The organism is Kitasatospora sp. NBC_01300 (assembly GCF_041435235.1).
Lineage (GTDB): Bacteria > Actinomycetota > Actinomycetes > Streptomycetales > Streptomycetaceae > Kitasatospora.
Genome location: NZ_CP108408.1, coordinates 7,137,255 through 7,161,917, shown reverse-complemented (window position 1 = coordinate 7,161,917; position 24,663 = coordinate 7,137,255). Strand labels below are relative to the sequence as shown.

Genomic DNA, 24,663 nt, shown 5'->3' with positions numbered 1-24,663 from the left:
CCCCCGGGCGGACGGGCCCGTTCCGCGCGCAGGCGTGGCCGGACGGGGCCCGGCCGCCGGCCCGGCGGCACTGTCGGTGGCGGCTGGTACGGTCCGCCCATGATGAAGCGCGTACCGTTCACCGGTAATGAGAAGGACAGTCTGCACGTCGCCCTCGACCGGCACCGTGACGCGGTGCTGTGGAAGCTCGACGGCCTGGACGACGAGCAGCTGCGGCGGCCGATGACCCCGTCGGGGACGAACCTGCTGGGCCTGGTCAAGCACCTGGGGGGTGCCGAACTGGGCTGGTTCTGCGAGGCGTTCGGCCGCGAGACGGGGCCCCTGCCCTTCGACGTGGAGGCCGACGAGACCTCCGACATGAGGGTGGAGCCGCACGAGTCCACCGAGGACGTCCTGGCGTTCTACGCCCGCGCCCGCGCCGCCGCCGACCAGGTGATCGGCGAGCTCGACCTCGACGACCTGGGCACGTCCTGGTTCGGCGACGCCGTGTCGCTGCGCTGGGTGCTCATCCACATGGTGACGGAGACGACGCGGCACGCGGGCCACGTGGACATCCTGCGCGAACTCATCGACGGCGCGGCCGGCGACCACAACCGGGGCTGAGCCGGGCCGGGGGCCGCACCCGCGCCGTCCCGCGCCGTCTCCGGTGAACGCCTGACGTGCCCGCCCTGCGCCTTCACACTGGTGGTGAAGGCGCAGGCCGGCCTGCGACCGCGGAACCCCGAAGGTGCACATGAGTGAGCGATTCGCCGCGTTGGACGACGTGGCCGGGCGGTGGGGCCTGAGCGGCCTGGAACTCGTCGGCGAGGGCCTGGAGTTCTCCGTGTTCCGGGCGCAGGGGCAGGACGGGCGGCCCGTCGCGGTGCGGCTCGCGCGCCGGCGGTTCGAGTCGAACGCCAACGACCCCCACGTGGACACCCGCACCCTGCTCCGGCAGGAGTACGCCGTCGCGGAGCACCTGGCCGCCCACGGCCTGCCGGTCGCGCAGCCGAGGGAGCTCGTCCTGGCGGACGACCCGGCCGCCCCCGACGTGCTGCTGTCCGCCTACGTCCCCGACGACGGCTCGGACCTCGACTCCTTCGAGCTGGGCCACCTGCTCGCGCGGCTCCACCGGGTGCCGCCGCCGCGGCTGAGGCCCGTCGCGGCGGAGGGAACCGGCACGGCGGCGGCCATCGCCGCACGCATCGGGCGCCGCTGGGCCGAGATCGGCCGCCGCGTCGACGACTGGCCCGAGCCGCCGGCCGCGTCCCTGATCGCCGGCCACCTCGCCGGTTGCACCGAGGACAGCCTGCTGCACCTCGACGTGCGCAGCGCCAACATCCGCCGCCACCAGGGGCGGGCGGTCACCCTGCTCGACTGGTCGAACGCCCTGCTCGGGCCGCCGGCCCTGGAGTTCGGCCGACTCGTCGAGTACGCCCGGTACCCGGAGAACGGCCTCGACCCGGCGGCGGTCCGCAGCGGGTACGCGAGGACGGCGACCGCCCCGACCGACGACGATCCGTGCCTGGTCGTGGGCCGGCTGGACGCCGCGCTGATGCTGGCGCTCGTCTTCCTCTCCGAGGCGCCCGACTCCGGCCGGGGCCCGGCGGCGGCCGACCACGCCCGCGAGCTCGCGCTCAGGATGGGCGCGCGCCACGCGTGAGGAAGCCCGGGAGCAGGGCTCTCAGGGCCGGCCGAGGACGCGGTCGACGGCGATCTCGATGACCACCCGGTCCGGGTTCGCCCGGGGTTCGCGGTAGCGCTCGGTGTAGCGCCGCTCGGCGTCGGCGACCTGCTCCGCCTCGTCCCGGACGACGGCCACGCCCTCCAGGGTCGACCAGCGCGCCCGGTCCACCTGGCAGACCGCGACCCGCAGGCCCTGCGGGCCGGCCGCCGCCACGTTGCGCGCCTTGCGGCTGGTGCGGCTGGTGATCACCCGGGCCGTCCCGGTCTCCGGCTGGTACGTCACGCCGACCGGCACCACGTGCGGCGAGCCGTCCGGGCGGGCGGTGGTCAGGGTGGCGATGTGACGCTCGCGCCAGAAGGCGAGGAAGGCGTCGTCGAGGTCGCGGGGATCATGGGCCATGATCGCGATGCTACGGCCCCCGGAGCGCGCGCCGTGCTCCGGGGGCCGTTCGTCGTCAGTGCCCGCGGGCGATCCACTCCGGCAGGGCCGGGGCCTCGGCGCCGATGGTGGTCGGGTCGCCGTGGCCGGTGCGGACCACCGTCTCGGCCGGGAGCGACAGCAGCCGCTCACGGATCGAGTCGATGATCGTCGGGAAGTGCGAGAACGACCGGCCGGTCGCGCCCGGGCCCCCGTGGAACAGGGTGTCGCCGGTGAAGACGGTGCCGAGCTCCGGCGCGTACAGGCAGACCGCGCCCGGGGCGTGGCCCGGGGTGTGCAGGACGGTCAGCTCGGTGCCGGCCACCTCGATCCGCTGCCCGTCGGCGAGTTCGCCGTCCGGGAGGCGCTCGGGGTGGGTGAGCTTCCACAGCGGCAGGTCGTCCGGGTGCAGCAGGATCGGCGCGCCGGTGCGGGCCGCGAGGGCCGGGGCGGCGTCGATGTGGTCGTTGTGCGCGTGGGTGGAGACGATCGCCAGCAGCCGGCGCCCGCCGAGCGCGGCCTCGATCGCGTCGGCGTCGTGCGCGGCGTCGATCACCACCGCCTGCTCGTCGTCGCCGACGATCCAGACGTTGTTCTCCACCTCCCAGCTGCCGCCGTCGAGTTCGAAGGTCCCGGCGGTGACCAGCCGGTCGATGCGCGCGGTCACAGGACCATGACCGAACGGAGCACGTCGCCCTGGTGCATGCGCTCGAACGCCTGCTCCACCGCGTCGAGTTCGATGGTCTCGGTGACGAACGCACCGAGGTCCAGGCGGCCCTGGAGGTGGAGGTCGATCAGCATCGGGAAGTCCCGCGAGGGCAGGCAGTCGCCGTACCAGGAGGACTTCAGCGCGCCGCCGCGGCCGAACACGTCGAGCAGCGGCAGCTCCAGCGTCATCTCCGGCGTGGGCACGCCGACCAGGACGACGGTGCCGGCCAGGTCGCGGGCGTAGAAGGCCTGCTTGTACGTCTCCGGGCGGCCGACCGCCTCGACCACCACGTCCGCGCCGTTGCCGCCGGTCAGCTCCCGGATCGCCTCGACCGGGTCGGTGTTGCGGGAGTTGACGGTGTGGGTGGCGCCGAGCTTGCGGGCCGTCTCCAGCTTGCGGTCGTCGATGTCGACGGCGATGATCTTCGACGCGCCCGCCAGCCGCGAGCCCATCACGGCCGCGCCGCCGACGCCGCCGCAGCCGATCACCGCGACCGAGTCGCCGCGACCGACGCCCCCGGTGTTGATGGCGGCGCCGATGCCCGCCATCACACCGCAGCCCAGCAGGCCGGCGACGGCCGGCGAGGCCGCCGGGTCGACCTTGGTGCACTGGCCGGCCGCGACCAGGGTCTTCTCGGCGAACGCGCCGATCCCCAGCGCCGGGGACAGCTCGGTGCCGTCCAGCAGCGTCATCTTCTGCTTGGCGTTGTGGGTGTTGAAGCAGTACTGCGCGCGGCCGCGCCGGCAGGCGCGACACTGGCCGCACACCGCGCGCCAGTTGAGGACGACGAAGTCGCCCGGCTCGACCTCGGTGACGCCCTCGCCGACCGACTCGACGATGCCCGCCGCCTCGTGCCCGAGGAGGAACGGGAACTCGTCGTTGATGCCGCCCTCGCGGTAGTGGAGGTCGGTGTGGCAGACCCCACAGGCCTGGATCTTGACCACCGCCTCGCCCGGCCCCGGGTCCGGCACCACGATCGTGGTCACCTCCACGGGCGCGCCCTTGGCGCGCGCGATGACTGCCTTGACCTGCTGGGCCATCCGATTCCACCTCCGTCGGCCGATGCGGCTCTGCACCGGCGTGACCTGCGACAAACGACTGCCCACGAAGCGTAGCGCCCGTAGCGACGGGCGCCGACGGGGCGGGCCCGGTGATCCGGCTCACCGCACCGGCCGCGAGGGCGTCATATGCCGTCGAGATACCCGCCGGACCCCCGGCGCGGCCCGCAGGGCAGGGCGCGCGGGCGGTGCCGAGCGCCCGTCAACGTGCCTCGAAGTGCCCGGAAAGGAGCGCCGTTGGCTGGAAGTGCCGCTGACGCGCGCGCCGCCGCCCACGTACGGTCGTAGCAGAAGCGGTCCACGCGACCACGCTCAGCACATCCGCCCCACCCGACGGTGCGCCACCGCGCGCCGTCCGCGCCGAGGCGTACCGACCGTACGCCGTCGCACGATTCGCGCCATCCCCCGTTCCGGTCCGCGTTCGCCTCCGCTTCCGCCTTCGATCCGCCGTTCGCTCCACCCGCTCCGCCGTTCGTCCCGGTCCGCCGAACCCGGCCCGGGCCGAGCCGCCCGCCGGCCCGCCCCACCCGTCCCCGCACCATCCCGGTTCCACCCCCCGTCGGGCCGTCACGCGCGGCCCCCCGCCCTGGAGTCTGGAGTACGGATGTCCGCCGAGAACAGTGCGACCGGTGCCGGAACCGGCACCGTCCCGCTCATCCCGATGCACTGCCTGCGCCGCCTGGAGCCCGGCCCGCCGCGGCTCGCCGCGCTGCCCACCGGCACGCCCGTCTGGCTGGTCAGCCGCCACGCGGACGTGCGGCAGGTGCTGACCGACCCGCGCCTGGGCCGCGCCCCGCTCTACGCTCCGGACGCCCCGCCGATCACCCTCATCCCGAACATCCTCGACAGCCCGCAGGGCCTGCTGAACATCGACGGCACCGAGCACCAGCGGCTGCGCCGCACCGTGCAGCGGGCCTTCACGCCGCGCGCCATCGCCCGCTGGCGGCCCTGGGTCGCCTCGGTGGTCGAGGCCCTGATCGACGAGATGATCGACCACGGCTCCCCCACCGACATCGTGGCCGGCTACAGCCGCAAGCTGCCCGTCCAGGTGATCACCCGGCTGATGGGGCTCGACAACCTGGACGGCAAGAAGCTGTCGCACTGGAGCGACCACGCGCTCTCCGCCACCGCCTACACGGCCGAGGAGATCGCCACCGCCATGGCCGAGTTCGCCGGCTTCGGCGCCGCGGTGATCGCCGAACGCCGCGCCGACCCCGGCGAGGACCTGGTCAGCAGCCTGCTCGCGGCCGCGGCCGAGGACGGCTCGATCACCGAGGAGCAGTTGGTCACGCTGGTCATCGGCCTCGTCGTGGCCGGCCACGAGACCACCATGACGAGCCTCGGCAACGCGCTGGTCTACCTGCTCACCGAGGACCGCGAGGCCTGGCAGCGGCTCTCCTCCGACGAGGCCAGCGCGACCGCCGCGACCGAGCAGATCCTGCGCGCCGTCCCGCTCGGCGACGGCCAGCACCTGCCCGGCCTGCTGCGCCGCACCATCGAGGACGTCGAGATCGGCGGGGTGGTCATCCCGGCGGGCAGCGTCGTCGCCGCCGACACCGTCGCCGCCAACCAGGACCCGACGGTCTTCACCGGGGACCTGCTCACCGAGCTGTTCTCCCCGCTGGCCGCGCCGATGCTGACCTTCGGCGCCGGGCCGCACCACTGCCTGGGCGCCTGGCTGGCCCGGATGGAGCTCGAACTCGCCCTGCACCGCCTGGCCCGCCGGCTGCCCTCGCTGCGCCTGACCGGGCCGGCCGAGGAGATCGACTGGCGGCGGGGCCTGCTCACCCGCAGCCCCGAGACCCTCCAGGTCGCCTGGTGACGGCCACCCCGGGGACGGGCGCCGACGCGGTGGTCGTCCGGGTCGACCGGGACCGCTGCATCGGCTCCGGGATGTGCGCCCTGAGCGCCCCCGGCTCGCTGGCGCTCGGCGCCGACGGGCAGGCCGAGCCGGTGGCCGACTACGCGGCCGACGGCGCCGAGCTGACGGAGGCACTGGCCGACGCGGTCGACTTCTGCCCGGTCGAGGCGCTGACCCTCTACTCGGCCGCGGGCGGCTACCGGATCGCCCCGGCGGAGTGACCACGCCCCCGGCGCCGTCCGCCGCACCATGGCGGACGGCACCGGGGGCGTTCCCGGATCGATGAGCCTGGCTAATCGACGGATGAGCTCATCGATCTTGTTCCGCCCTCGGCGCGGCTGATGGGCTGGCCCCATGACCGACGCCGACACCCTCGCTCCCCCGGCCGCCCCCGGCAGCCCGCCCCGCTGGGCACCGATCACCGCCGTGGCCCTCGCCACCTTCACCGTGGTCTCCGCCGAGATGATGCCCGTGGGACTGCTGACCCCCGTCTCGAAGACCCTCGGCGTCTCCGACGGCGTCACCGGGCTCTCCCTGACCATCACCGGGCTCCTCGCCGCCGCCCTGTCCCCGTTCGTTCCCGCGCTCATCGGGCTCCGGGACCGCAAGCACGTGCTGGTCGCCTTCATGCTGCTGCTGTCGCTGGCCAACGCGCTCACCGCACTCGCCCCCAGCTACCCCGTGCTGGCCGCCGGCCGCGTCCTGCTCGGCCTCGCGATGGGCGTCGTGTGGGGCATCACCGCGGGGCTCGGCCCACGCCTCGCCGACGGGCCCCGGATCGCGCTCGCCACCACGCTGATCTTCTCCGGCGTCTCCATCGCCTCGGTGCTCGGCGTCCCCCTGGGCACCTACCTCGCGGCGCTGCTCGGCTGGCGCTCCGCGTTCTGGGCCCTCGCCCTGCTCGGCGCGGTGTCCGCCGCCGTCCTCGCCCGCACGCTCCCCGCCCTCCCCGTCCACGAGCGCGGCCGGCTCGACGGGATCGCGGACGCGCTGCGCAGCCGGGGCGTCGCCGCCGGACTCGCCGTCACGGCGCTGGTCGTGCTCGGCCACTTCACCGGCTACACCTACGTACGGCCGGTGCTCGAACTCGACGCCGGCCTGAGCAGCGGCGTCATCGCCGCCTGCCTGCTGGTCTACGGACTGGCCGGCGTCGCCGGGAACTTCACCCTCGGCCCGGCGGCCGGCCGGCGCCCCAAGGCGGCCGTGACCACCGCCCTCGCGGGCGTCGCGCTCGCCACCGCCCTCCTGCCGCTCCTCACCGGGAGCGTGGTGGCGGTGCTGATCGCGCTCGTCGTCTGGGGCGCCTCGTACGGCGGGGTCTCGATCTCCACCCAGACCTGGGTCCGGATCGCCGACCCCGCCCGGATCGAGGCCTCGGCGGCGCTGTGGGCGGGCGTGTTCAACGCGAGCATCGCGCTGGGCTCGCTCGCCGGCGGGCTGGTCATCGACCGGGCCGGGACCCACGCCGTGCTCCTCACGGCGGCGCTGGTCACGGCGGCCGGGCTGCTGCTCGCCGCCGTCACGCGCCCACGGCGGTGAGCGCCCGCACGAAGGCCCCGGCCAGCGGGTGCGGCGGCCGCTCGCCCTGCACCACCAGCAGCGTGGACGGCTCCAGGCCCGGCACCGGCAGGTAGCGGATGTCCGGCCGCTGGACGTACGCCGTGCTCGCCTCGCACAGCAGCAGCCCCAGGCGGGTGCTGGCCACCGTCGACAGCCCCTCCTGGAGCGTGGCCGCGCCCGCCGGGTAGGCCAGCTCCCGCCCGTCCCGCGTCCGCCGCGGGGCGTTCGCCCGGCGCCAGTAGTCCGGGGCGGGCCCACGCGGTTCGATCAGCGCCAGCCCGGCCAGCTCGTCCGCGGAGACGCTCGCCGCCCCGGCCAGCCGGTGCCCGGCGGAGAGGGCGACGTACATCGGCTGCCGCGAGAACTCCAGCAGCACCCGCAGGCCGTCCTCCCGGCACGGGGACAGCACGATGGCCAGGTCGATCTCGCCCCGGCCCAGGTGGGAGAACGGATCGCCCCAGGACAGTTCGACGAGCTGGGCCGCCCCCTCCGCAAGGCCCGCGATCGCCCTGGCCACCGGCTCGTACACGGCGCACTGGAACCCCAGGCGCAGCGGCCGGTCCGTCGAGGCGGCCCGGGCGCGGGCCGCCTCGAAGCCCGCCCGGAGCCGGTCGACGGCGGGCACCACCTGCTCGGCCAGCTCGCGCCCCAGCTCGGTCAACTCGACCCGTCGGCTGGTCCGTTCGAACACCGGGGCGCCGACCCGGCCCTCCAGCCGCTTGATCAGCTGGGAGACCCGGCCCTGCGAGACGCCCAGCAGCTGCGCCGTCCGCCCGAAGTGCAACTGGCGCACCAGGACGGAGAAGCACTCCAGCTCCTGGAGCGGCAGCTCCGGGTGCACGGGGCCTGGCGTCGTCCGATCCACTCCGGCAGTCTAGGTGTTCTGTCCCGTGAGGTCGGGAACGCCGCAGGCCAGTGCCGCGCGCAGCTCGGCGGCCGGGTCGCCCGCGTGGTACGGGCGTTCGCTCTCCTCGATGTGGTCCAGGAACTCCTGGTAGCGCAGCGCGTAGGACAGGTGGTACAGCGGCTCGACCAGCTTCAGCGCGCGCCACGGCCGGGATCCGGGCGCGTGCTCGCTCCAGGCCTTCAGCCAGACCTCGACGAAGTGCTGCCAGCGCTCCGGCGCGAGGTAGGCGCGCGGGCGCAGCCCGTCCAGGGCGGGGTGGCCGAGGCAGGAGTCGGCGTAGTCGACGACCACCGGACGCTCGCCGTCGGAGCGCCAGTTGCCGGGGTGGAAGTCGCCGTGCACCAGGGTCTCGGGGAGACCGCAGGCCGCCAACTCCTCCAGCAGAAGCGGCAGTTCGGCGACCAGTCGGCGGACGTCGGCCAGTTCCCCGGGCGTCAGGTCGGTCTCGCCGGGGAGCCGGCCGAGCAGCGCCTGCGCCTGGGCGAGCAGGGTGCGGGGCGTCCGGTCGCGCAGCCCGGCCTTCGCCGCTCGCCCGTCGGCGGCCAGCGCCGCCTGGGCGGCGACCAGTCGGGGCACCACCTCCTCGACGGTGTCGAGGGACGGCGACCAGCAGTCCTCGCCGGGCACGTGGTCCAGCAGCAGCCGCCCGCCCGCCGGGTCGGCGGCCAGCACCGGCGGTACGAGGCCCGGGTCGACGCCGCCGAGCAGCGCGATCACCTCGCCCTCCCGGGCATTGAAGGCGGGCGTCGTGGTCTTCAGCCAGGCGTCGCGGCCGGTGGCCGTCGGGAGGCGGAGGAGGCCCGACAGGTTCCAGGTCCGGATCTGCCGCGCCGGGCCGGCGACCGGACGGCCGGCCCCGGCCAGCTCCGCCTCCGCCCAGGCCAGCGCCTCCCCCGGCCCGGCCGGCGTGGCCCAGGCCGCGCGGCGCTCGGCGGGGCCGAGCAGCGCGGCCGTCCCGGCGTCCAGCGGCCGGGCCTCGACGGCCGTCGGCCGCTCCAGCGCCTCGGCGTGGTACCACACCTGGCCGCCGTGCCCGCCGCGCCCGCCCGGCTCGCTCCGCCCCTCCACCAGCCGCAGCACCAGCACCGGCACCCCGGCGAGTTCGGCCGCCCGCGCGCCCACCCCGTCCACCGACGACCACCACCCGCCCGCCGCCTGGAACGGGCCCACGGGTCCGAAGTACTCGGCCCCGTGGGTGAGATGGACCGTGACGGTGCGTTCGCTCGCTCGCTGCATCCGGGCAGCTTCGCCCACCCGGGCCCGGTGTGCGAGCGAATTTCCGGACGCCCCGGGCCGGGACCGGGCCGATCGCGTTCGCGCTACGGGATCGCCACCGCCGCGCCGGACACCCGGATCCGGGCGTCCCCCGTCCGCAGTTCGACGTGCAGCACGCCCGGGCGGCCCAGGTCCTCGCCCTGGTGGAGGGTCAGCACCGCCGGGGCCGCCGCCGCGCCCTGCTCCCGCAGGTAGGCGCCGAAGGCGGCCGCGGCGGCGCCGGTGGCCGGGTCCTCGACGACGCCGCCGACCGGGAAGGGGTTGCGGACGTGGAAGACGTCCCGGGCCTCGCGCCAGACGAGTTGGAGGGTCACCAGGTCGCGGGCCCGGGTGTAGGCGGCGAGGCCGTCGAAGTCGTAGTCGAGGCGGGCCAGGCGGTCGCGGCCGGCGGCGGCGAGGACGAGGTGGCGGGCGCCGGCGTAGGCGATCCGGGGCGGCAGGGTCGGGTCGAGGTCGGTGCGGGCCCAGCCGAGCAGGGCGAGGACCTCGTCGACGTCGGCCTCGGTCACGTCCTCCACCTGCGGCTCGACGCTGGTCAGGGTGGCGCGCAGCACGCCCTCCGCGTCCTGGTCGACCTGGACGGGGACTTCGCCCGCGGCCGTCGTGAAGACGTACTGCCCGGGGCCGGTGCGGGCGGCGAGCGCGACGGCTGATGCGACCGTGGCGTGGCCGCAGAACGGCACCTCGGTGAGCGGGCTGAAGTACCGGACTCCGTAGGCGCCTTCGGTCGCTCCCGCGGTCAGGAAGGCCGTCTCGGAGTAGCCGAGCTCGGCGGCGATGGCGAGCATCCGCTCGTCGGTCAGGCCTGCGGCGTCGAGTACGACGCCCGCCGGGTTGCCGCCCTCGGGGCGGGTGGTGAAGGCGGCGTAGCGCAGGATGCGGGGTGAGGCGTCGTCGGTCATGCCCGGACGAACGCGTTCCGCTCCCCCGCTGTTCCCGCTCACCTGTTCCCGGCCCGCCAGCCCGCCGGCCCGCCGGTCACCACGCCACCGGTCACCGCAGCAACGCCTCCAGGAAGTCCGAGCCGAGCCGGGCGCTGCCGGACAGGTCGAGCTGGTAGAGCATGTACCGCCCGCGCCGCTGGGTGATGAGCAGCCCCGCCTTGCGCAGGACGGTCAGGTGCCGGGACACCTCGGGCGCGCTGAGCTGCCAGGCGGAGGCGAGTTCGCCGGTGGTGTGCGCGCCGCGGGCCATGGTGCGGGCCAGGCGCAGCCGGACGGGGTGGGCGAGGGCTTCCAGCCGCTGCTGGACGAGGGCCAGCGAGACGGGTTCGGGGATGCCCGCCTCGGCGACGGGGTACTGGAGGACGGGACGCCAGCCCGGGGTGTACACCACCACGAGGTGGGGCCGACCGAAGGCGGTGGGGATGAGGGTGACGCCGCCGCCCTCGGTGCCGCTGGTGGCGTTGTCCTGGAGCTTGTCGATGACGATCCGCCGCCGCCCGTCGGCGCTCTGGTCGAGGGCGACGGAGGGCGAGACCGCGGCCAGCGCCTCGGCGGGGCCGCGCCGGGCCAGCAGGTCCGCCTTGTGCCGGGCGTCGGCGGCGAGGGCGGGCAGGACGCGCTGCCAGGCGTCGGCGAAGAACGCGGACTCGCAGTCCTCCAGCATCCGCCGGACGAGGGCCCGGACGGCGGGCGGGTCGGCGAGCAGCCGGTCCGCGAAGGCGGCCTGCCGGGGGCCCCGGGCGAGCGCGAGTTCGCGGGCCCGCTCGTTGGCCACCGGGTCGGTGAGCGGGGAGGGCGCCCGGCGGGCCGGCCGGGAGGAGCCGCAGGTGCTGGCGAGGGCGGCGGCGACGTACAGCTCGTCGTCCATCCGGTCGACGGCGTCGAGCTCGGCGGCCAGGGTGGCGCCGGGCAGGCCGGGGACGAGGAAGTCGGCGCGGGAGGAGCGCCAGAGGAAGTCGGCCTCCAGCAGCCGCTCGGACAGCTCCGGCGGGATCGTCGCGGCGGTGCTGGACGCCCAGCCGTGCAGCGCGGGGTGGTGCGCGGGCTCGGCGAGGACGTCCAGCATCGCGGTCAGCTCGCCCAGCGGGGACGGCGTGAAGAGCAGGCGCTCGTCGGGCAGGCCGGTGATGTCGATGGTCACGCTCATGCGTCCGCCGTGCTCCTCCCGGCAGGGGCGTCCGCCCACCCGCGCCTCTTGATGATCGGTTCGCCCACGACGGCGATCCTGCCACCCTCCCGGATCCGCTCCCGCGTCGATTGACGGTTAGCGTCAATCGACGTGCCCGGCGGGCCGGGCAGGGCGGACGGTACCGGCCATGAGCCTGATCCAGGACAAGTCCGTCCATGACCACGCCGCCGTCCGCGACGGCCTGCCGCCGGCCCCGCCGATCGGTACGAGCCGCGGGGGCCCGTCCACGCTGCTGCGACTGCTGACCGCCGCGGGCGGGCCCCGGTACGCGGCCGCGCTGGTGGTGGACTCGGTGGGCTCCGGCCTGCTGCGGCCGTTCCTGCTGCTGTACGGGATCGGGGTGCTGCACCTGGGCGCGGCGGCGGCGGGGCTGGCGATGTCGGCGGGGATGGTGGCGGGCCTGCTGGCGGTGCCGCTGACCGGCCGGTGGATCGACCGCGGCGCCCTGACCCTGCCGGCGGCGGCCACGTTGGCGGTGCGGGCGGCGGGCGCGCTGGCACTGCTGGTCGCGGACGGCCTGCCGGGGTTCGTGGCGGCGTCGGTGCTGATCGGGGTGGGCAGCCAGTCCTGGCCGACCACGCACGCGGCGGTGGTCAGCACGCTGACCGAGGGCCGGCTGCGGGATGCCGCACTGGCGGCCGGGCGGTCGCTGCGCAACGCGGGACTGGGCGCGGGGGCGCTGCTGGCCACGCTGGTGGTGACCGGCGGGGCGGGCGCGATCCGGGTGCTGGCCGGGGCGACGGGCGCGGCCTGCCTGGCCGCCGCCGCGCTGGTGCTGTCGCTGCGGGTGCGCGCGCCGCAGCGGGCCGCCGACCGGGCGGTGGACGTGCGGGAGCAGGGCGAGTCGCTGCGGCGGATCAGCCTGCTGAGCCTCGCCAACCTGCCGTACGCGTTCTGCTTCGACGTGCTGGAGGTAGCGCTGCCGGCGCTGCTGGTGCTGCACCTGCACGCCTCCCCGGCGTGGTCGTCGGGGGTGTTCGTGGGCAACACGGTGCTGGTGATCGCGCTGCAGCTGGTGCTGGTGCTGCGGCTCGCGGACCGTTCGCGGCGGGCGGTGCTGGCCGCCTCGGGGGTGACGCTGGCGCTGGCCTACCTGGGGTACTGGGCGGCCGGCTCGCTGGGCGGCACGGCGGGTGCGGCGGGCGTCGCGGCGGTCTCGGTGGTGTTCACGCTGGGCGAGATCCTCTACACCGGTGCGGGGACGGCCCTGGTGACGGCCGCCGCCCCGCCGCACCTGCTGGGACGGGCGCTGGCGCGCTGGGAGCTGTCCGCGGGCGTGGGCCGGGCGGCGGCGCCGGCGGCACTGACGGCGCTGCTGGCGGCCGGTCCGGGGGTGCTGTGGCCGGTGCTGGCCGGGGCCACCCTGCTGGGGGCGCTGGCGGTGCTGCGACTGGCCCCGAAGGCGTGACGGCCCCGGCGCGGGTCGGATCGGGCCGGCCCGCCCCTCCTCCGGATGCGGAGCGCACCCGCAAGGCCGATGCTGGCCGCGAGGCGTGCCCGGCAGCAGGAAGGACAACAGACCCATGAGTGCTCTCGACTTCGAGATCATCGACAGCCCCGACAGCTCGCTCAACAAGACCTCCGTCCTGGTCACCGGCCCGAAGGACGCCCTGCTGGTGGACGCCGGGTTCACCCGCTCCGACGGTCGCCGGCTGGTGGAGCACATCCGCGCCACCGGCAAGCGGCTGGCCGCGGTCTTCGTCAGCCACGGGGACCCGGACTTCTACTTCGGCGCCCAGGAGGTCCAGGACGCCTTCCCCCAGGCACGGTTCCTGGCCACCGCCTCCACCGTCGAGCACATCCAGGAGACGTTCGAGGGCAAGCTCCAGGCCTGGGCCCACCTCGGTCCCGAGCTGCCCACCCGGCTGGTCCGGCCCGAGGTGCTGCACGGCGACGAACTCGTCTTCGAGGGGCACCGGTTCGAGCTGCGCGGCGCCGACTTCCACCTGCCCGACCGGCACTACCTCTGGCAGCACCACCACCACGCGGTACTCGGCGGCGTGCTGCTCTTCGAGGGCCTGCACGTGTGGACCGCCGACACCCCCGAACCGCCCCAACGTGCCGCCTGGATCGACCTGTTGGACGGGATCGAGGCGCTCGAACCGCAGTTCGTCGCGGCCGGCCACCGCACCGCCGGCGCGGCCACCGACCTCACCTCCGTCCGCCACACCCGGGACTACCTGCGCGCCTTCGAGACCGAGATCGGCCGGGCCACGGACGCGACCGCCGCGAAGGAGGCGCTGGAACGGCGCTTCCCCGACCTGGGGCTGAAGATCGCCGTCGACCTCGGCACCAAGGTCGCCATGGGCGAGATGGCCTGGGGCTGAGCAACGATGATCGAGATCCCGAGGGACACCGCCTCGTTCGCCGAGTCCTCCGCCCCGGCCGACGTGGTCCGCCGCCAGTACCTGGCCTCCGCCCACGGCGACCTGGCCGCGCTGCGCGCCACGCTCGCCGACGACGTGGAGTGGACCGAGATGGCCGGCTTCCCGCTGGCCGGCACCTACCGCACCCCGAAGGGCGTCACCGCCAACGTGATGGAGCGCCTGGCCGCCGCCTGGGAGAACTGGACGGCGCACGACGACACCTACGTGGTCGACGGCGAGAACGTGGTGGTGCTGGCCCGCTACACGGCCGTCCACAAGATCACCGGAAAGCCGCTCGCGGTGCGGGTCGCCCACCACTTCACGGTGCGCGGCGGCCGGATCGTCCGCTTCGAGCAGTTCGCCGACACCGCGCTGGTCCGGGAGGCGATGACCCCGTAGCGGCTTCTTTGACCGCCCCCGCGCACCGGTTCGCGTTCACCCGTACGGGGGAGCATGGCGCGGCGCGCCCGGCACGGCCTCGACACGCCACCCGGACGGCGGCAGGCTGGCCCCTGATTCCGGCCGGAGAGCGAGGAGTTCAGCATGGGCACGGGCACGGCGGGAACGGCGGAGGACGGCGGGCGCGAGCGGCCGATCGTGATCGTCGGGGCGTCCCTGGGCGGCGCGAAGGCCGCACAGGCGCTGCGCGAGGCCGGGTACCGGGGCGGCATCGTCCTGATCGGCGACGAACACGACCGCCCGTACGAGCGGCCGCCGCTGTCGAAGGGGTACCTGCTCGGCAAGACGCCCCGGGAGAAGATCTACGTCCACCCGCCGCAGTGGTACGGGGAGCAGAACGTCACGCTGCGGCTGGGCACGGCGGTGGCCGCGATCGACCCGGCCGGGCACACCGTGACGCTCGCCGACGACGGCCGGATCGAGTACGCCAAGCTGCTGCTCACCACCGGCTCGACCCCGCGCCGACTGCCGGTGCCGGGCGCCGACCAGGACGGCGTGCTCTACCTGCGCCGGGTCGAGGACAGCGACCGGATCAAGGCCGTGCTGCGCCCGGGCGCCCGGGTCGCGGTGATCGGCGCGGGCTGGATCGGCCTGGAGGTGGCGGCCGCGGCCCGGGAGGCCGGCGCCGAGGTGACGGTGCTGGAGGCCGCCGAACTGCCGCTGCTGCGGGTGCTGGGCCGGGAGGTGGCGCAGGTCTTCGCCGACCTGCACCGCGACCACGGCGTCCAGCTGCGGTTCGGCGTCGAGGTCACCGAACTCACCGGCTCCGGCGGCACGGTGAGCGGCGTACGGCTGGGCGACGGCACGACCGTGCCGGCCGACGCGGTGGTGGTCGGCATCGGCATCACCCCCACGACCGGCCTGGCCGAGGCCGCCGGGCTGGAGATCGACAACGGCGTCAAGACCGACCAGCAGCTACGCACCTCCGACCCGGACGTCTACGCGGCCGGCGACGTCGCCAACGCCTACCACCCGCTGTTCGACACGCACCTGCGGGTCGAGCACTGGGCCAACGCCGTCAACCAGCCGCAGACCGCCGCCCGCGCGATGCTCGGCCACCCGGACGCGGTGTACGACCGGATCCCGTACTTCTTCAGCGACCAGTACGACCTCGGCCTGGAGTACATCGGCTACGTCGAACCGGACGGCTACGACCAGGTGGTGTTCCGGGGCGACCCGGCCACCCGCGAGTTCATCGCCTTCTGGCTGACCGGCGGCCGGGTGCTGGCGGGCATGAACGTCAACGTCTGGGACGTCACCGACCCGATCCGCGAACTCGTGCGCTCCGGCCGGACGGTGGACCCGAAGGCACTGGCCGACCCGGACACCCCGCTCGGAGAGATCTGACACAGGGACGAGCACTCGCCGCCCGCACGACCCCGCGGATCACACACTGACGAACAGCACGGAGCCCCCGGGATGACACCACCAAGCGCCGCCCGGGGGCTCTGCTGCCGTTCCTCTCCAGTGCTCCCCGTGCAGGCACGGGAGAGCAATGTTCAAGGGCCACCGTCTCCGTAGAGGATATGGCGACCATTGGCCCGTAAGGATGTGACTAGTACTCCAGCCGTAGATCGTGATCTTCATGCCTGATTCGCGGCTTGTCGGCTGTAGTGACTGGCCTGGGCGCGGGCTTGGTGGCGGCGCCGCCAGCGGGACCAGCCGAGCCGGTGGGCCACTTCGTGGACCGGCCGGACGACGAGCGTGATGAACAGGCGCTGGATCTCGTTGCAGGTGAGCGGGATCAGGTCGGCTGGCCCGGGTGGGGACTTCTTCACGTCCCCGGTCTCATCGACCATCAGCACCGCCTGGTCGTCGTGCAGATGCTCAACCACGTAGTTGCACACCTCGTCGCGCACCAGATCGGCGTCCCACTTGGCCCGGCCCAGCAGGTGCTGCATCCCGTCCGGAGTCGCCTCGCCGGCCCACTCGGCGATCGTCCAGCAGTTCTTGCGCGGCAGGTCCGACAGCAGCCCGAGCACGAACGCCCTCGCCCGGCGACGGGGTTCGACCCGCGCAAACCGGCCAGCAACCCTGCCCATCAGATCCTCGAACATCAACTGCCACCGGGCAGGGTCTACGCTGTGACCTACGGCCACCGGCTGATCTTTGGTTGTCCACACAACACCCGATGATCAACGGTGGCCGTACCTGTCTGCGCACCTGCCCAACCAGCAAGATCAATAGTTGAAGTACGAGCCGTTCTTCAGCTGGCCGAGACCTGAAGCTTGTAATCCACGGAGACGGCAAACGATCCCGATGATCCCCTGATGCTCAGTGTGTGGCTGCCAGGTGCCAGCGGTTCCAGTTGTACCCAGAGGCCGCAGGCCTGGGTTCGGAAGCGCCCCCCGCCCTGGGTGAGCGGATTGCCATCCACAGCACTGATCTGCACGGCTGTCGCTTCGTATCGTTCGGGTTCCAGAGCTTGGCCGTCGAGGATGGCACTCCCATGTGCCGAGGCCATGAACGCGGTGCAGTCGCCTGCTTTGCCGAAGAGGTTCATTAGGGGGAAGGCTACTGGCACCGCTGCAGGCACTGTGCACGAGCGTGTCACGGTCCCGCCAAAGGTGCCGGCCAGGAACCAGATGCCGCCTGTCTGGCCCTGAGCGCACAGGTGGCCGTCCTGATCTGAGACAGGGTTCGAGTCGCTGACGCTCGAAGCCGCCCAGGTCCACCAGCGGCCCTGCAGATCGGCAGCGCTCAGCTTGGCTCGCGCGCTTGGAGAACCTGCTGCGGGCAGTGCAGACGCGGTCACCGCCCCGGCCGGGGAGCTACTTGTGTCCGTAGAGGGCGGGGCAGACGTGGTGGAGCATGCGCTGACCAGAACCGATGCGCCGATCAGCAAGGCTATGGATCTTCCGAGATGCATGAGCGAAGAGTACGAGGCCGTGACCTTCTTGCCCGCAGGAGGGCGGGCGCCCGGGCGGCTTCCGTACCACAAGGACTGCGATGCAAGGATTTGACGCCGGATCACGATCTACGGCTGGAGTACCAGGGGGAAATCAGAGTTTCGGTGAACCTGGCTGGAAGTGGCCTCGCCGTACATACCGTGCTGCCGCTAGTTTCTGACCGTTCAAGGGGGAGGCCGAGAGTCGGCCCTCTCAAGCTGAACTGGGGGGCCATGCGAATGAAGCGGAACATCATCAAGACACTCGCAGTTGGAACACTGGGAGTCAGCCTCACCATGGCCACCGCCGGTTTGGCACACGCCGACCCTCTTACTTGGCAAGGCTACACACGAGACAGCTCGTGGAACTGTGGCCAGCCCGGTAGCACCGTCTCCTGGCATGGTCTCTACCTGCTGCCATGTATGAAGACGTCGGGTAGCTCCTGGCAGTCAGTCCTGATCGTTACCGGCGGCGGCTCTGCCACGAGCGTCCAAGCTCACGTGACCTCTCAGCTGAACTGGAACGACTGGAGTTACGGCGACTGTAACAACAGTAATTTCTACCCCATTGCGCCTCGCCAGAGCTTGGCCTGCTTCGACAGCACGAGGACAAATGCCGGCAGCGAAGTGGGGGGAAACTGGTTCGTGACCGTCACGAACAACGGGACCAGTTGGTCTACCAACGTGACGGCCCCCATCAGCTTCACTTCCTAGGCGGTTCCTCGCCGATAGACCTCTCATTGGCGAGGGCGGGTTCTTGCCGACGAGCAGACCGCCTGACCCTGAAGCAAAGAATCCCCTCCCCTTTCTGGGAGGGGATTCTTCGTGTTTCAGGCCGGCTTTCGGTGCCTGCCAACCGACTTCTTACGGACCGGCGGTGGCGCTCCTTGAACCACCCCGTCACCCGAGATGCCGTGCAGGAACCTCTGGGCGCTCGCGTAGTTCTCGGCATAGCCCTCAGGAGTCCACTGGTAGCCGTCCCAGCGGAGGAGGAGGCGAGGAAGGTCCGGGTGGAGGTGAGAGGGCCGGTTCTCGTGACCGACGATGACGGCCTTCAACTGACCCACCGGGCGCAGGCGTCGATCGCCTCGCTCCGCCCACTGTGACAGCGATTCGTCGTCCATCCAGGCTTCCTTCACTCCCGCAGTCCGCCACCAGGCTACCGGCGGCCCTCCCCCAACAGACGTCGATCCGCGCCCTCACATTCCAGAAGCCGTCCTGGTCGTGCCCCTGGCCGTTCTTCGAGTCCTGGTTCGCGGTGGTGTTGGTCTCGGTTCCCACACTGATAACCACCTGGCCTGGAGGGAGATTTCGTGGTGCGCGCCAGTGCCGGCGCTGGCTCCCGCCCCCGGGGTCGCCGGGGGCGGGAGTTTCAGGCCCACCCGGGTTGTCCGTCCGTGACGTGTGACGGCTCCAGGGCAGGGGTTCCGGCCGGGGGATCAGGACTCCGCCGGCCGGTGGATTGAGGGGGACGGCCGCTCCCCGCCAGAAGGGGGTGACTGACAGGGAGCGGTGTGGCTCGACGAGGGCCCGGCACCAACCCACCCTCGGAGCCGACCGGCAGGGGAGGTCTGCCTGCCGGTACTCACCCGTCCGCGGCCGTCTTTCGCGGACGGGCGTTGAACCCCGTCGTCGCAGAGGATGAGTGCTCGCGCTGCGACGACGGGAGCCTGTCAGTCCGGCGGGTCCGGTTCCCAGCCGCACCACACGCCGGCCGGAGTGACCACCATCCACTCACGCCCGCCGCCCTGCTCATGCTGCGGCCGGGCGGCCGGCTCGGCCTTGAGTCCCATACGCACTCGGATCGCGGCCAGTTCCTCAGGAGTACATCGGAGGTCACACTGAGCGGCGGCGATGCCCGCCAACACGCCCGTTGCGGCGACCAGTTCGACGTTCACGAGAGCGGCCGACGGTGCGGGTTGCACCCGGATCCGGGCGCGATCTCCCGGGGGTCGCACCGCCGCAGCTGATCCGGCCTGGTCGTCCACTCCTGTCCCCCGCCGATCGGCCTCAGGAAGGCCGCCCCGCAGAGGAATCTCCATGAAGACCCCCTCTCGGGGCTTGCCGTCGGCGTCACGGTGCGCCAGGTCCTGCACCACCTCGTTGCGGACGAGGTCGGGCAGCGTGGATTTCGAGTCTTCGGACATGGGGGGCTCCGATCCGTAGTGCGATGACTACTCAGGGGCACCAACTGTCCTCTACGCTTGACGGGTGTTCAACCTGACGGATCTGCTTGCTGAGTAGAAAGTTTGGCCCATGAACAGGTCTGAGCTAGCCTCCGCTTTTCAGTTGGGCCTGGCTGAGCTCGGTTGATGGCACTGGCGACGTGTTGTGCCTGTGTGGGGGTGTGGGGGCATGCCGAGGGCCCGACGCGTGGCCGGTGCCTCCAAGGTCCTCGGTTCGTGGGTGGGCAGGGATGGTCGGGGAAATCAGGTGACGGGTCGGGGCAGGGCCTGCAGTCGTGTGAAGGCGGTTGCCAGGTCGTGGCGCCAGGGCCAGGTGGTGGCGATCCGAAGGTGTAGTCGGCGGGCGCCGCGGGTTATGCGGGCGGCGGCGTGCAGCAGCCGGTAGCGGAGCTTCTTCGGCTCGGCCGTGGCCAACTCTCCGTCCAGCAGGAGGGTTTGGGCCCAGGCGAGCAGGTCTATGGCGGCCAGGGACAGCTCGAGCCAGGCGGCGTTGATCTGGAAGTGACGGGAGGGGAAGCGGCCGAATCCGGTGGTCTTGCCGCAGCGGATCCGATCTTCGATGCGGGCGTGGGCGCGGTGGCGGACCTCCAGTAGTTGCAGGGAGCCCCGGCCGTTGGGGGTGTCGGTGAGGAGGACCTGGTGGCGCATGCCCTCGTCCAGGTCGAACAGCGTGAGCTGGGCGCCGGGGTGCGGGCGTTCGCGGCGGACAATGATCCGGGTGCCCTCGGGCAGGCCCGGCAGGTCGACCAGGCCGGTCAGCTCGGCGACCTGGGCGCCGTCGCGCAGGGAGCCGTCCTGTTCGAGGGCGGGATGCCATACCCGTTCCGGGAGGTGGCGGATCGCGCGGCGGACCGGCTCGGTGATGGACCATCCGACGGAGAAGGACGCCCGGATCCCGCGGGAGCGCAGGGCTCGGATGTGGGCCAGGAAGGCCTTGGCGGAGCCGGCGCTGTCGGCGCGGATGAGGATCTCGGTGCCGTGGCGGTGGGCGTCGGGTATCTGGGCAAGCGCGGCATCGAGCACGCTGATGTGGTCGGTGGCGGTGTTGGCCGCGGCGTTGCCCGGCCGCAGCACACCTGCCAGGGCCTCGCCGGTGTTGTCCAGGAAGCACAGCAGCGGGTGGTAGCCGAAGCCGTGCTTGTAGGTCGGTGCCGCGTGCTCCTTCTCGGAATGGCAGGTGACCAGGGTGGCGTCGATGTCGAGGACCAGGCCCGGCAGTTCACGTCCGCCCGCGTGAGAAGCGGGGATCCCGTCGCGGGTCTCGCCGGCCTGCAGCCAGACGATCTCGCGGGCGGCGGCGCGGGCCGAGCGCAACGCTGCGAGCGCGGCAGGATCGATGCCGGCCAGCAGCCGCCACGCGGTCGGGGTGGAGGCGACCGGGCCGAAGACCTCGGGCTGGTCGCGCAGCAGCGCGAGGTCGGCGATCGCCTCGCCGCCGTCGGCGAGCATCACCGCCAGATCGGCGGCGATCCGGCCCGGTTCGTGGCCGGTGCCGCGCGGGCGGAGCCGACGCAGGGCGTCGCCGAAGGCCTGCGTGAGGCCGGTGGCATCGGCGAGATCGGCCAGCAGGCGCGACCCGGCGTGGCTGACGACCCCGCGCCCGTCGGTGGAGACGACGAGCCGGGGACGTGACCCGGTAGTGTGCACGTAGAAAGTGCCTTCCTGCTGGGCTGACGGAGACCTTAGACAAGCCTCATCGTCCCAGTTCAGAAGGCACTTTCGCGTTCCCGCTCATGATCCGGACACGGCCCCAAGTGAAACGCGCAGGCTAGACCCCGCTGCCTCCCCCCAGGCCAAGTTCGGCGCGTTCCTCCGCAGTTCGCGCGAGGAGCGGCGGTGGACACAGAAGGACGTGGCAGAGATGATCGGCTGTTCCCCAACCCACATCTCGCATCTGGAAAATGGTCACCGACGCCCGACTCCACGCGTGGCACGGCAACTTGACACTGCATTTGGGATGGACCGGGTCTTCACCAATAAGGCGCTTGAGGTCGATTCTTCGACTCTCCTTGAGGGGTTCCCGGCGTACGTGGCCAAGGAATCGAAGGCGCGAGAGCTTCGACTGTTCACCTTGGGCATCGTGCCGGGGGTACTTCAAACCATGGAGTACGCACGGGCCATTGCAGCGGCAGCCGTAGACCGAGGCAGCATCACAGAGGATCAGGCCGCTGAACGGGTGCGATATCTTGAGCGTCGACAAGCGAAGTTGAACCGTGAGCCTCCGCCCGTGATCCACGCCGTTCTGGATGAGAGCTGCCTCCGTCGGCCGGTCGGCGGCGATGCGGTGATGGCAGCCCAGTTTGACCGTTTGCTCAGCTTTGCCCGCCTGCCGCACACCGTGCTTCAGGTCGCCCCGTTCTGCATAGGGGAAGCCAGGGCTTTCGATCTCCCCGTGTACATCCTCACCCTGGCTGACCGCTCCCTGATGTCGTACGCCGAGAGTGCCCAACAAGGGAACCTGGAGCGGGACAGCGACGCTGTACAGCCCATGCTCACGACCTACTATCAACTACAGGCCCGAGCACTCTCGCAGGATGCGTCCGTGGCCCTGATCACGCAGCTAAGAGAGGATCTACCGTGACCGCCGAGCCTCAGTGGTTCAAGTCTTCGTACAGCAGCAACGGCGGCGAGTGCGTCGAGGTAGCCGGGAACCTGGTCGCAGAGGGTGCCGTTCCCGTCCGCGACTCCAAGGACCCCGAGGGGCCTGCTCTCATGTTCCCGGCTTCGGCTTGGTCGTCCTTCGTCTCCGCCGTCCGTACCGGCGAGTTCGGCGACGTCTGACGTACGCGCGCTGCCCCGAGACCCCGCCACTCCTTTCCGGAGTCGCGGGGTCTCCTGGCTGACCGCTCCCTGATGAAGATGTTGAAAGCGCGCCGGGCTCGGGCAGCCGGAGCAAGATCTTCAAAAGGCTTCCAGGGATCCGGCCGCTGACTTCGGGTCAGGTCCGCTTGCGGCTCGCGATCTCGTCAGCGAGCTGCTGCACCTGGGCGGGGTCCGCGTCCCGGGCGAGGGCGACGTAGTGGTCCATGACGGCCGGCCGGTAGCGCACGGGGAACGTCTGTCCCGGGGCGAGTCGGGTGAGCTCGGTGATCGTGAGGTTTTCGTCCGCGATACCGCGGAACGAGATGCCGCCGGCGGTCTCCACGTCGAGCATCAGGACCACGCGTGGATTGCTGTTGACCTCCCGCCAGTCGACGAGAACGCCGAGCGCAAGCGCCCCCGTACGCAGTTCCGCATTGCGCTTCCGTGCCTCACTGCTCAGGACCGGGTTCGGGGCGACGCCCGGGAAGTCGGGCCCGACACCGAGCGATTCCCGACTCAGGTCGGGCCTGAGCTGCGCCATCATATCGTTGAGCTTCTTCCGCGAACCGAACATCCTGGCCCCTCCCTCACACCGGTGCCGGACTCTCGGCCTGGCGCTTCGCCTTCACCGCGATCGTACGTCGCGGCCATTCCCGACCTCCGGCGCATCGCGCCGTCCCGATGGGATCGCCGTCCGCGGTCGCGGACGGACTCGGTCGGTGCACCTGTCTGTCGGACGAGCCACGTCCGCACGCCGCAGGAGGACCAAGCCGTGATCGATACTGACCCCAACAGTGCGTCCCGGGCAAGACCGTACGGTGCCGCGATCCTGTGCGGAGAGAGGAGGCCCCGTCACGCCTTTTCCGGAGTGGCGGGGCTCCGCCGTGAACTGGGCGGGTTCCAGGCGTCGGGAGTGCCTGCGGTCGGCAATACTGGGGTGTCCGGGGGCGATTCGGACAGGGAGGCGCGGTGGGCGGGACGGCCGGATTCGCCGTGGTGGTGTTCGGCGGCCTGGGCGGCGTGGTCGCCTACCTCGCCGGGGTGGTCGGCCTGCGCGACCTCCGGCGGCTGCGCCGGGTCGGCGTCCCGGCCCTGGCCCTGGTGCGCGCCCGCGTCCCCACCCCCGAGGACCGCGCGCTGCCGCCGCGCCCGCTGCTGCAGTTCGAGACCGAGGACGGCCGGGTGGTGGAGGTCTTCTCGCCCGTCCCGTCCACCCCGCGCCACCCGCTGCCGGACGGCGGCCACGTGCAGGTCCGCTACGACCCGGCCGACCCCCGGCAGGTCCTGGTGGAAGGCCGCGAGCGCAGACCCCTGGAGTACGGCTTCGTGGCGCTCGGGCTGCTGATGGTGCTGGCCGCGATCACACTGGCGGTCGCCGTCCTGTGAGGCTGCCCGCCTGAATCGTCCTCAAGGACGAGGACGAGGCCGCTTTCGCGATGACGCCGCCGCGCGCCCGCACCTGGGGCCAGCCCGGACACACGCCCTCATACGCACCCGACCTCAACCCTGTCGAAGGCCTCTGGTCGCTCCAGCGACGCGGCATGGTCGAGCCGATTCCGCGGCACCGCCGGAACACCGGCGCTCCGGCGGTTCGACCACGGTATTCCTACGCCCCGTCGCCGGCCGGAACAGCCGGGGCGAATATGACGCCCAGTCATCGGAAAGTCACGCATTCCCATGGTCGGCGTACACCCGCGATATTCGCGGCCCGATTCCCACGGACGGATCTCCGTAGCCGGTTCGTCACGCCACGCATTCACTCCGCCCGGAATTCCACGCGCGAAACGCGGCCCGCGCGGGCCTTCCGGACGGGCCCTCGGGCAGTCCTTCGGGCAGGCCTTCCGGACGGCACGCCGACACCCGGGCCGCCGGCCCGGCCTCGGCTAGACGTCGAGGGCGGCCTCGATGCGCTTGAGACCGTGCCGGGCGAGCGCGAGGTTGGCGCGCGAGCGGTCCAGCGCCAGGTAGAGGAAGAGCGAGCCGTGACTGCGGTTCAGCGGGCGGATCAGGTGGTACTGGGTGCCGAGGGTGATCAGGATGTCCTCGATGACATCGTCGATCGACAGCGCGGCCAAGGCGCGTATCTTCGCACGAACGACCTCGGTGTTGGCGGCGGCCGCAATCTCCAGGTCGAGCTGCGGCCCCCCGCCGAGGGACCCGAGCGACATACCGCTCTCGTAGTCGGCCACGGCCACTCCGATGGCCCCCTCGATGGCCATCGCGCCCTTGAGTGCGTCGTCAATGTTCATGCGCTGTTCGTCCTTTGCGTGACTTCCGGGCAGAACTCCCGTGTGCGGGAACAAAATAGCAAGAAGTCACCGGTTGTGGTCGCCTCGTGAAAATGATGGAATAAAGTACGCTACCGGGGTTCAGAACG

The 24,663-nt window shown here is 72.4% G+C and carries 24 protein-coding genes and 2 pseudogenes; 12 read left to right on the top strand and 14 right to left on the bottom strand.

Annotated elements, in window-relative coordinates; genetic code table 11:
- The first annotated feature begins 99 nt into the window (after positions 1-99).
- Together OG556_RS31030 and OG556_RS31025 are read left to right on the top strand one after the other, a co-directional pair.
- Positions 100-603, top strand: coding sequence for a DinB family protein (locus tag OG556_RS31030; RefSeq protein WP_371521954.1), 504 nt, complete (start codon positions 100-102; stop codon positions 601-603).
- Between the two features lie 130 nt (positions 604-733).
- Complete coding sequence (locus OG556_RS31025; protein ID WP_371521952.1) at positions 734-1,642, top strand: phosphotransferase family protein; 909 nt, start codon at positions 734-736, stop codon at positions 1,640-1,642.
- A gap of 21 nt (positions 1,643-1,663) precedes the next feature.
- Here OG556_RS31025 and OG556_RS31020 read toward each other — a convergent pair whose 3' ends face one another.
- The 3 genes from OG556_RS31020 to OG556_RS31010 are packed head-to-tail and all read right to left on the bottom strand — an operon-like array spanning position 1,664 to position 3,832.
- Positions 1,664-2,065 carry a pyridoxamine 5'-phosphate oxidase family protein gene (locus OG556_RS31020; protein WP_371521950.1) on the bottom strand — a complete coding sequence of 134 codons (402 nt, stop codon included), beginning with the start codon at positions 2,063-2,065 and terminating at the stop codon, positions 1,664-1,666.
- A 55-nt stretch (positions 2,066-2,120) separates the two neighbouring features.
- On the bottom strand, positions 2,121-2,750 hold the full coding sequence (locus tag OG556_RS31015) for an MBL fold metallo-hydrolase (protein ID WP_371521948.1): 630 nt from the start codon (positions 2,748-2,750) through the stop codon (positions 2,121-2,123).
- The gene (locus OG556_RS31010) at positions 2,747-3,832 is read right to left on the bottom strand and encodes an S-(hydroxymethyl)mycothiol dehydrogenase (protein WP_371521946.1); all 1,086 of its coding nucleotides are present in this window, start codon (positions 3,830-3,832) and stop codon (positions 2,747-2,749) included. Before OG556_RS31010 ends, OG556_RS31015 begins: the two co-directional genes overlap by 4 nt.
- Positions 3,833-4,454: 622 nt before the next feature.
- On the opposite strand from OG556_RS31010, the gene OG556_RS31005 reads away from it, so the two are divergent.
- From OG556_RS31005 to OG556_RS30995, 3 genes are all read left to right on the top strand, one after another.
- Complete coding sequence (locus tag OG556_RS31005; protein ID WP_371521944.1) at positions 4,455-5,672, top strand: cytochrome P450; 1,218 nt, start codon at positions 4,455-4,457, stop codon at positions 5,670-5,672.
- Entirely contained in the window at positions 5,669-5,932 is a 264-nt protein-coding gene (locus OG556_RS31000; RefSeq protein WP_371521942.1) for a ferredoxin, read from the top strand. Before OG556_RS31005 ends, OG556_RS31000 begins: the two co-directional genes overlap by 4 nt.
- Positions 5,933-6,065: 133 nt before the next feature.
- Positions 6,066-7,250, top strand: coding sequence for an MFS transporter (locus tag OG556_RS30995; protein ID WP_371521940.1), 1,185 nt, complete (start codon positions 6,066-6,068; stop codon positions 7,248-7,250).
- Here the strand turns inward: OG556_RS30995 and OG556_RS30990 are convergent.
- The 4 genes from OG556_RS30990 to OG556_RS30975 all read right to left on the bottom strand — a co-directional run bounded on the left by OG556_RS30990 (position 7,231) and on the right by OG556_RS30975 (position 11,544).
- Entirely contained in the window at positions 7,231-8,136 is a 906-nt protein-coding gene (locus tag OG556_RS30990; protein ID WP_371521938.1) for a LysR family transcriptional regulator, read from the bottom strand. The two genes, OG556_RS30995 and OG556_RS30990, sit on opposite strands and share 20 nt — an antisense overlap.
- 9 nt (positions 8,137-8,145) lie before the next feature.
- Positions 8,146-9,414, bottom strand: coding sequence for a phosphotransferase (locus tag OG556_RS30985; RefSeq protein WP_371521936.1), 1,269 nt, complete (start codon positions 9,412-9,414; stop codon positions 8,146-8,148).
- Positions 9,415-9,497: 83 nt separating this feature from the next.
- Positions 9,498-10,355, bottom strand: a complete 858-nt coding sequence (locus tag OG556_RS30980; RefSeq protein WP_371521934.1) for a PhzF family phenazine biosynthesis protein — start codon at positions 10,353-10,355, stop codon at positions 9,498-9,500.
- Between the two features lie 91 nt (positions 10,356-10,446).
- Positions 10,447-11,544 carry a DUF5937 family protein gene (locus OG556_RS30975; RefSeq protein WP_371521932.1) on the bottom strand — a complete coding sequence of 366 codons (1,098 nt, stop codon included), beginning with the start codon at positions 11,542-11,544 and terminating at the stop codon, positions 10,447-10,449.
- A gap of 169 nt (positions 11,545-11,713) precedes the next feature.
- On the opposite strand from OG556_RS30975, the gene OG556_RS30970 reads away from it, so the two are divergent.
- The 4 genes from OG556_RS30970 (at position 11,714) to OG556_RS30955 (ending at position 15,758) form a co-directional block, all read left to right on the top strand.
- Complete coding sequence (locus tag OG556_RS30970; RefSeq protein ID WP_371521930.1) at positions 11,714-12,994, top strand: MFS transporter; 1,281 nt, start codon at positions 11,714-11,716, stop codon at positions 12,992-12,994.
- 115 nt (positions 12,995-13,109) lie between these two features.
- Entirely contained in the window at positions 13,110-13,913 is an 804-nt protein-coding gene (locus OG556_RS30965) for an MBL fold metallo-hydrolase (RefSeq protein WP_371521928.1), read from the top strand.
- A 6-nt stretch (positions 13,914-13,919) separates the two neighbouring features.
- Complete coding sequence (locus tag OG556_RS30960; protein WP_363587527.1) at positions 13,920-14,351, top strand: nuclear transport factor 2 family protein; 432 nt, start codon at positions 13,920-13,922, stop codon at positions 14,349-14,351.
- 144 nt (positions 14,352-14,495) lie between these two features.
- On the top strand, positions 14,496-15,758 hold the full coding sequence (locus OG556_RS30955; RefSeq protein ID WP_371521926.1) for an NAD(P)/FAD-dependent oxidoreductase: 1,263 nt from the start codon (positions 14,496-14,498) through the stop codon (positions 15,756-15,758).
- A gap of 422 nt (positions 15,759-16,180) precedes the next feature.
- Here OG556_RS30955 and OG556_RS30950 read toward each other — a convergent pair.
- The 5 genes and pseudogenes from OG556_RS30950 to OG556_RS30930 all read right to left on the bottom strand — a co-directional run.
- A pseudogene (locus OG556_RS30950) lies at positions 16,181-16,453 on the bottom strand (transposase); the annotation flags it as partial.
- A gap of 164 nt (positions 16,454-16,617) precedes the next feature.
- On the bottom strand, positions 16,618-16,914 hold the full coding sequence (locus tag OG556_RS30945) for a hypothetical protein (protein ID WP_371521924.1): 297 nt from the start codon (positions 16,912-16,914) through the stop codon (positions 16,618-16,620).
- 1,214 nt (positions 16,915-18,128) lie between these two features.
- Complete coding sequence (locus OG556_RS30940; protein ID WP_371521922.1) at positions 18,129-18,422, bottom strand: DUF6087 family protein; 294 nt, start codon at positions 18,420-18,422, stop codon at positions 18,129-18,131.
- 549 nt (positions 18,423-18,971) lie between these two features.
- A complete protein-coding gene (locus tag OG556_RS30935; RefSeq protein ID WP_371521920.1) occupies positions 18,972-19,445 on the bottom strand; it encodes a hypothetical protein in 474 nt (157 codons plus the stop codon).
- A 282-nt stretch (positions 19,446-19,727) separates the two neighbouring features.
- Positions 19,728-21,131, bottom strand: a complete 1,404-nt coding sequence (locus OG556_RS30930) for an IS1380 family transposase (RefSeq protein ID WP_371518244.1) — start codon at positions 21,129-21,131, stop codon at positions 19,728-19,730.
- A 115-nt stretch (positions 21,132-21,246) separates the two neighbouring features.
- On the opposite strand from OG556_RS30930, the pseudogene OG556_RS30925 reads away from it, so the two are divergent.
- Positions 21,247-22,065 (top strand): annotated as a pseudogene (locus OG556_RS30925) (Scr1 family TA system antitoxin-like transcriptional regulator); the annotation flags it as partial.
- On the top strand, positions 22,062-22,265 hold the full coding sequence (locus OG556_RS30920) for a DUF397 domain-containing protein (protein ID WP_371521918.1): 204 nt from the start codon (positions 22,062-22,064) through the stop codon (positions 22,263-22,265). The pseudogene OG556_RS30925 and the gene OG556_RS30920, both read left to right, overlap by 4 nt.
- Positions 22,266-22,422: 157 nt before the next feature.
- Here OG556_RS30920 and OG556_RS30915 read toward each other — a convergent pair whose 3' ends face one another.
- Positions 22,423-22,860, bottom strand: coding sequence for a hypothetical protein (locus OG556_RS30915; protein ID WP_371521916.1), 438 nt, complete (start codon positions 22,858-22,860; stop codon positions 22,423-22,425).
- 395 nt (positions 22,861-23,255) lie between these two features.
- Here OG556_RS30915 and OG556_RS30910 point away from each other — a divergent pair, with 395 nt between their 5' ends.
- Positions 23,256-23,672, top strand: coding sequence for a DUF3592 domain-containing protein (locus tag OG556_RS30910; protein WP_371521914.1), 417 nt, complete (start codon positions 23,256-23,258; stop codon positions 23,670-23,672).
- A 497-nt stretch (positions 23,673-24,169) separates the two neighbouring features.
- Here the strand turns inward: OG556_RS30910 and OG556_RS30905 are convergent, their stop codons facing one another.
- Positions 24,170-24,535 (bottom strand): hypothetical protein, encoded by a 366-nt coding sequence (locus OG556_RS30905; RefSeq protein ID WP_371521913.1) that lies wholly within the window; start codon positions 24,533-24,535, stop codon positions 24,170-24,172.
- Between the last annotated feature and the right edge of the window lie 128 nt (positions 24,536-24,663).

Excerpts from the sequence above, each read along its gene's own strand:
- OG556_RS31030 (WP_371521954.1), top strand. The coding sequence starts at position 100 with ATGATGAAGCGCGTACCGTTCACCGGTAATGAGAAGGACAGTCTGCAC.
- OG556_RS31025 (WP_371521952.1), top strand. The coding sequence starts at position 734 with ATGAGTGAGCGATTCGCCGCGTTGGACGACGTGGCCGGGCGGTGGGGC.
- OG556_RS31020 (WP_371521950.1), bottom strand. The coding sequence starts at position 2,065 with ATGGCCCATGATCCCCGCGACCTCGACGACGCCTTCCTCGCCTTCTGG.
- OG556_RS31010 (WP_371521946.1), bottom strand. The coding sequence starts at position 3,832 with ATGGCCCAGCAGGTCAAGGCAGTCATCGCGCGCGCCAAGGGCGCGCCC.
- OG556_RS31005 (WP_371521944.1), top strand. The coding sequence starts at position 4,455 with ATGTCCGCCGAGAACAGTGCGACCGGTGCCGGAACCGGCACCGTCCCG.
- OG556_RS30995 (WP_371521940.1), top strand. The coding sequence starts at position 6,066 with ATGACCGACGCCGACACCCTCGCTCCCCCGGCCGCCCCCGGCAGCCCG.
- OG556_RS30985 (WP_371521936.1), bottom strand. The coding sequence starts at position 9,414 with ATGCAGCGAGCGAGCGAACGCACCGTCACGGTCCATCTCACCCACGGG.
- OG556_RS30980 (WP_371521934.1), bottom strand. The coding sequence starts at position 10,355 with ATGACCGACGACGCCTCACCCCGCATCCTGCGCTACGCCGCCTTCACC.
- OG556_RS30975 (WP_371521932.1), bottom strand. The coding sequence starts at position 11,544 with ATGAGCGTGACCATCGACATCACCGGCCTGCCCGACGAGCGCCTGCTC.
- OG556_RS30970 (WP_371521930.1), top strand. The coding sequence starts at position 11,714 with ATGAGCCTGATCCAGGACAAGTCCGTCCATGACCACGCCGCCGTCCGC.
- OG556_RS30965 (WP_371521928.1), top strand. The coding sequence starts at position 13,110 with ATGAGTGCTCTCGACTTCGAGATCATCGACAGCCCCGACAGCTCGCTC.
- OG556_RS30960 (WP_363587527.1), top strand. The coding sequence starts at position 13,920 with ATGATCGAGATCCCGAGGGACACCGCCTCGTTCGCCGAGTCCTCCGCC.
- OG556_RS30955 (WP_371521926.1), top strand. The coding sequence starts at position 14,496 with ATGGGCACGGGCACGGCGGGAACGGCGGAGGACGGCGGGCGCGAGCGG.
- OG556_RS30945 (WP_371521924.1), bottom strand. The coding sequence starts at position 16,914 with ATGAACCTCTTCGGCAAAGCAGGCGACTGCACCGCGTTCATGGCCTCG.
- OG556_RS30940 (WP_371521922.1), bottom strand. The coding sequence starts at position 18,422 with ATGGACGACGAATCGCTGTCACAGTGGGCGGAGCGAGGCGATCGACGC.
- OG556_RS30935 (WP_371521920.1), bottom strand. The coding sequence starts at position 19,445 with ATGTCCGAAGACTCGAAATCCACGCTGCCCGACCTCGTCCGCAACGAG.
- OG556_RS30915 (WP_371521916.1), bottom strand. The coding sequence starts at position 22,860 with ATGTTCGGTTCGCGGAAGAAGCTCAACGATATGATGGCGCAGCTCAGG.
- OG556_RS30905 (WP_371521913.1), bottom strand. The coding sequence starts at position 24,535 with ATGAACATTGACGACGCACTCAAGGGCGCGATGGCCATCGAGGGGGCC.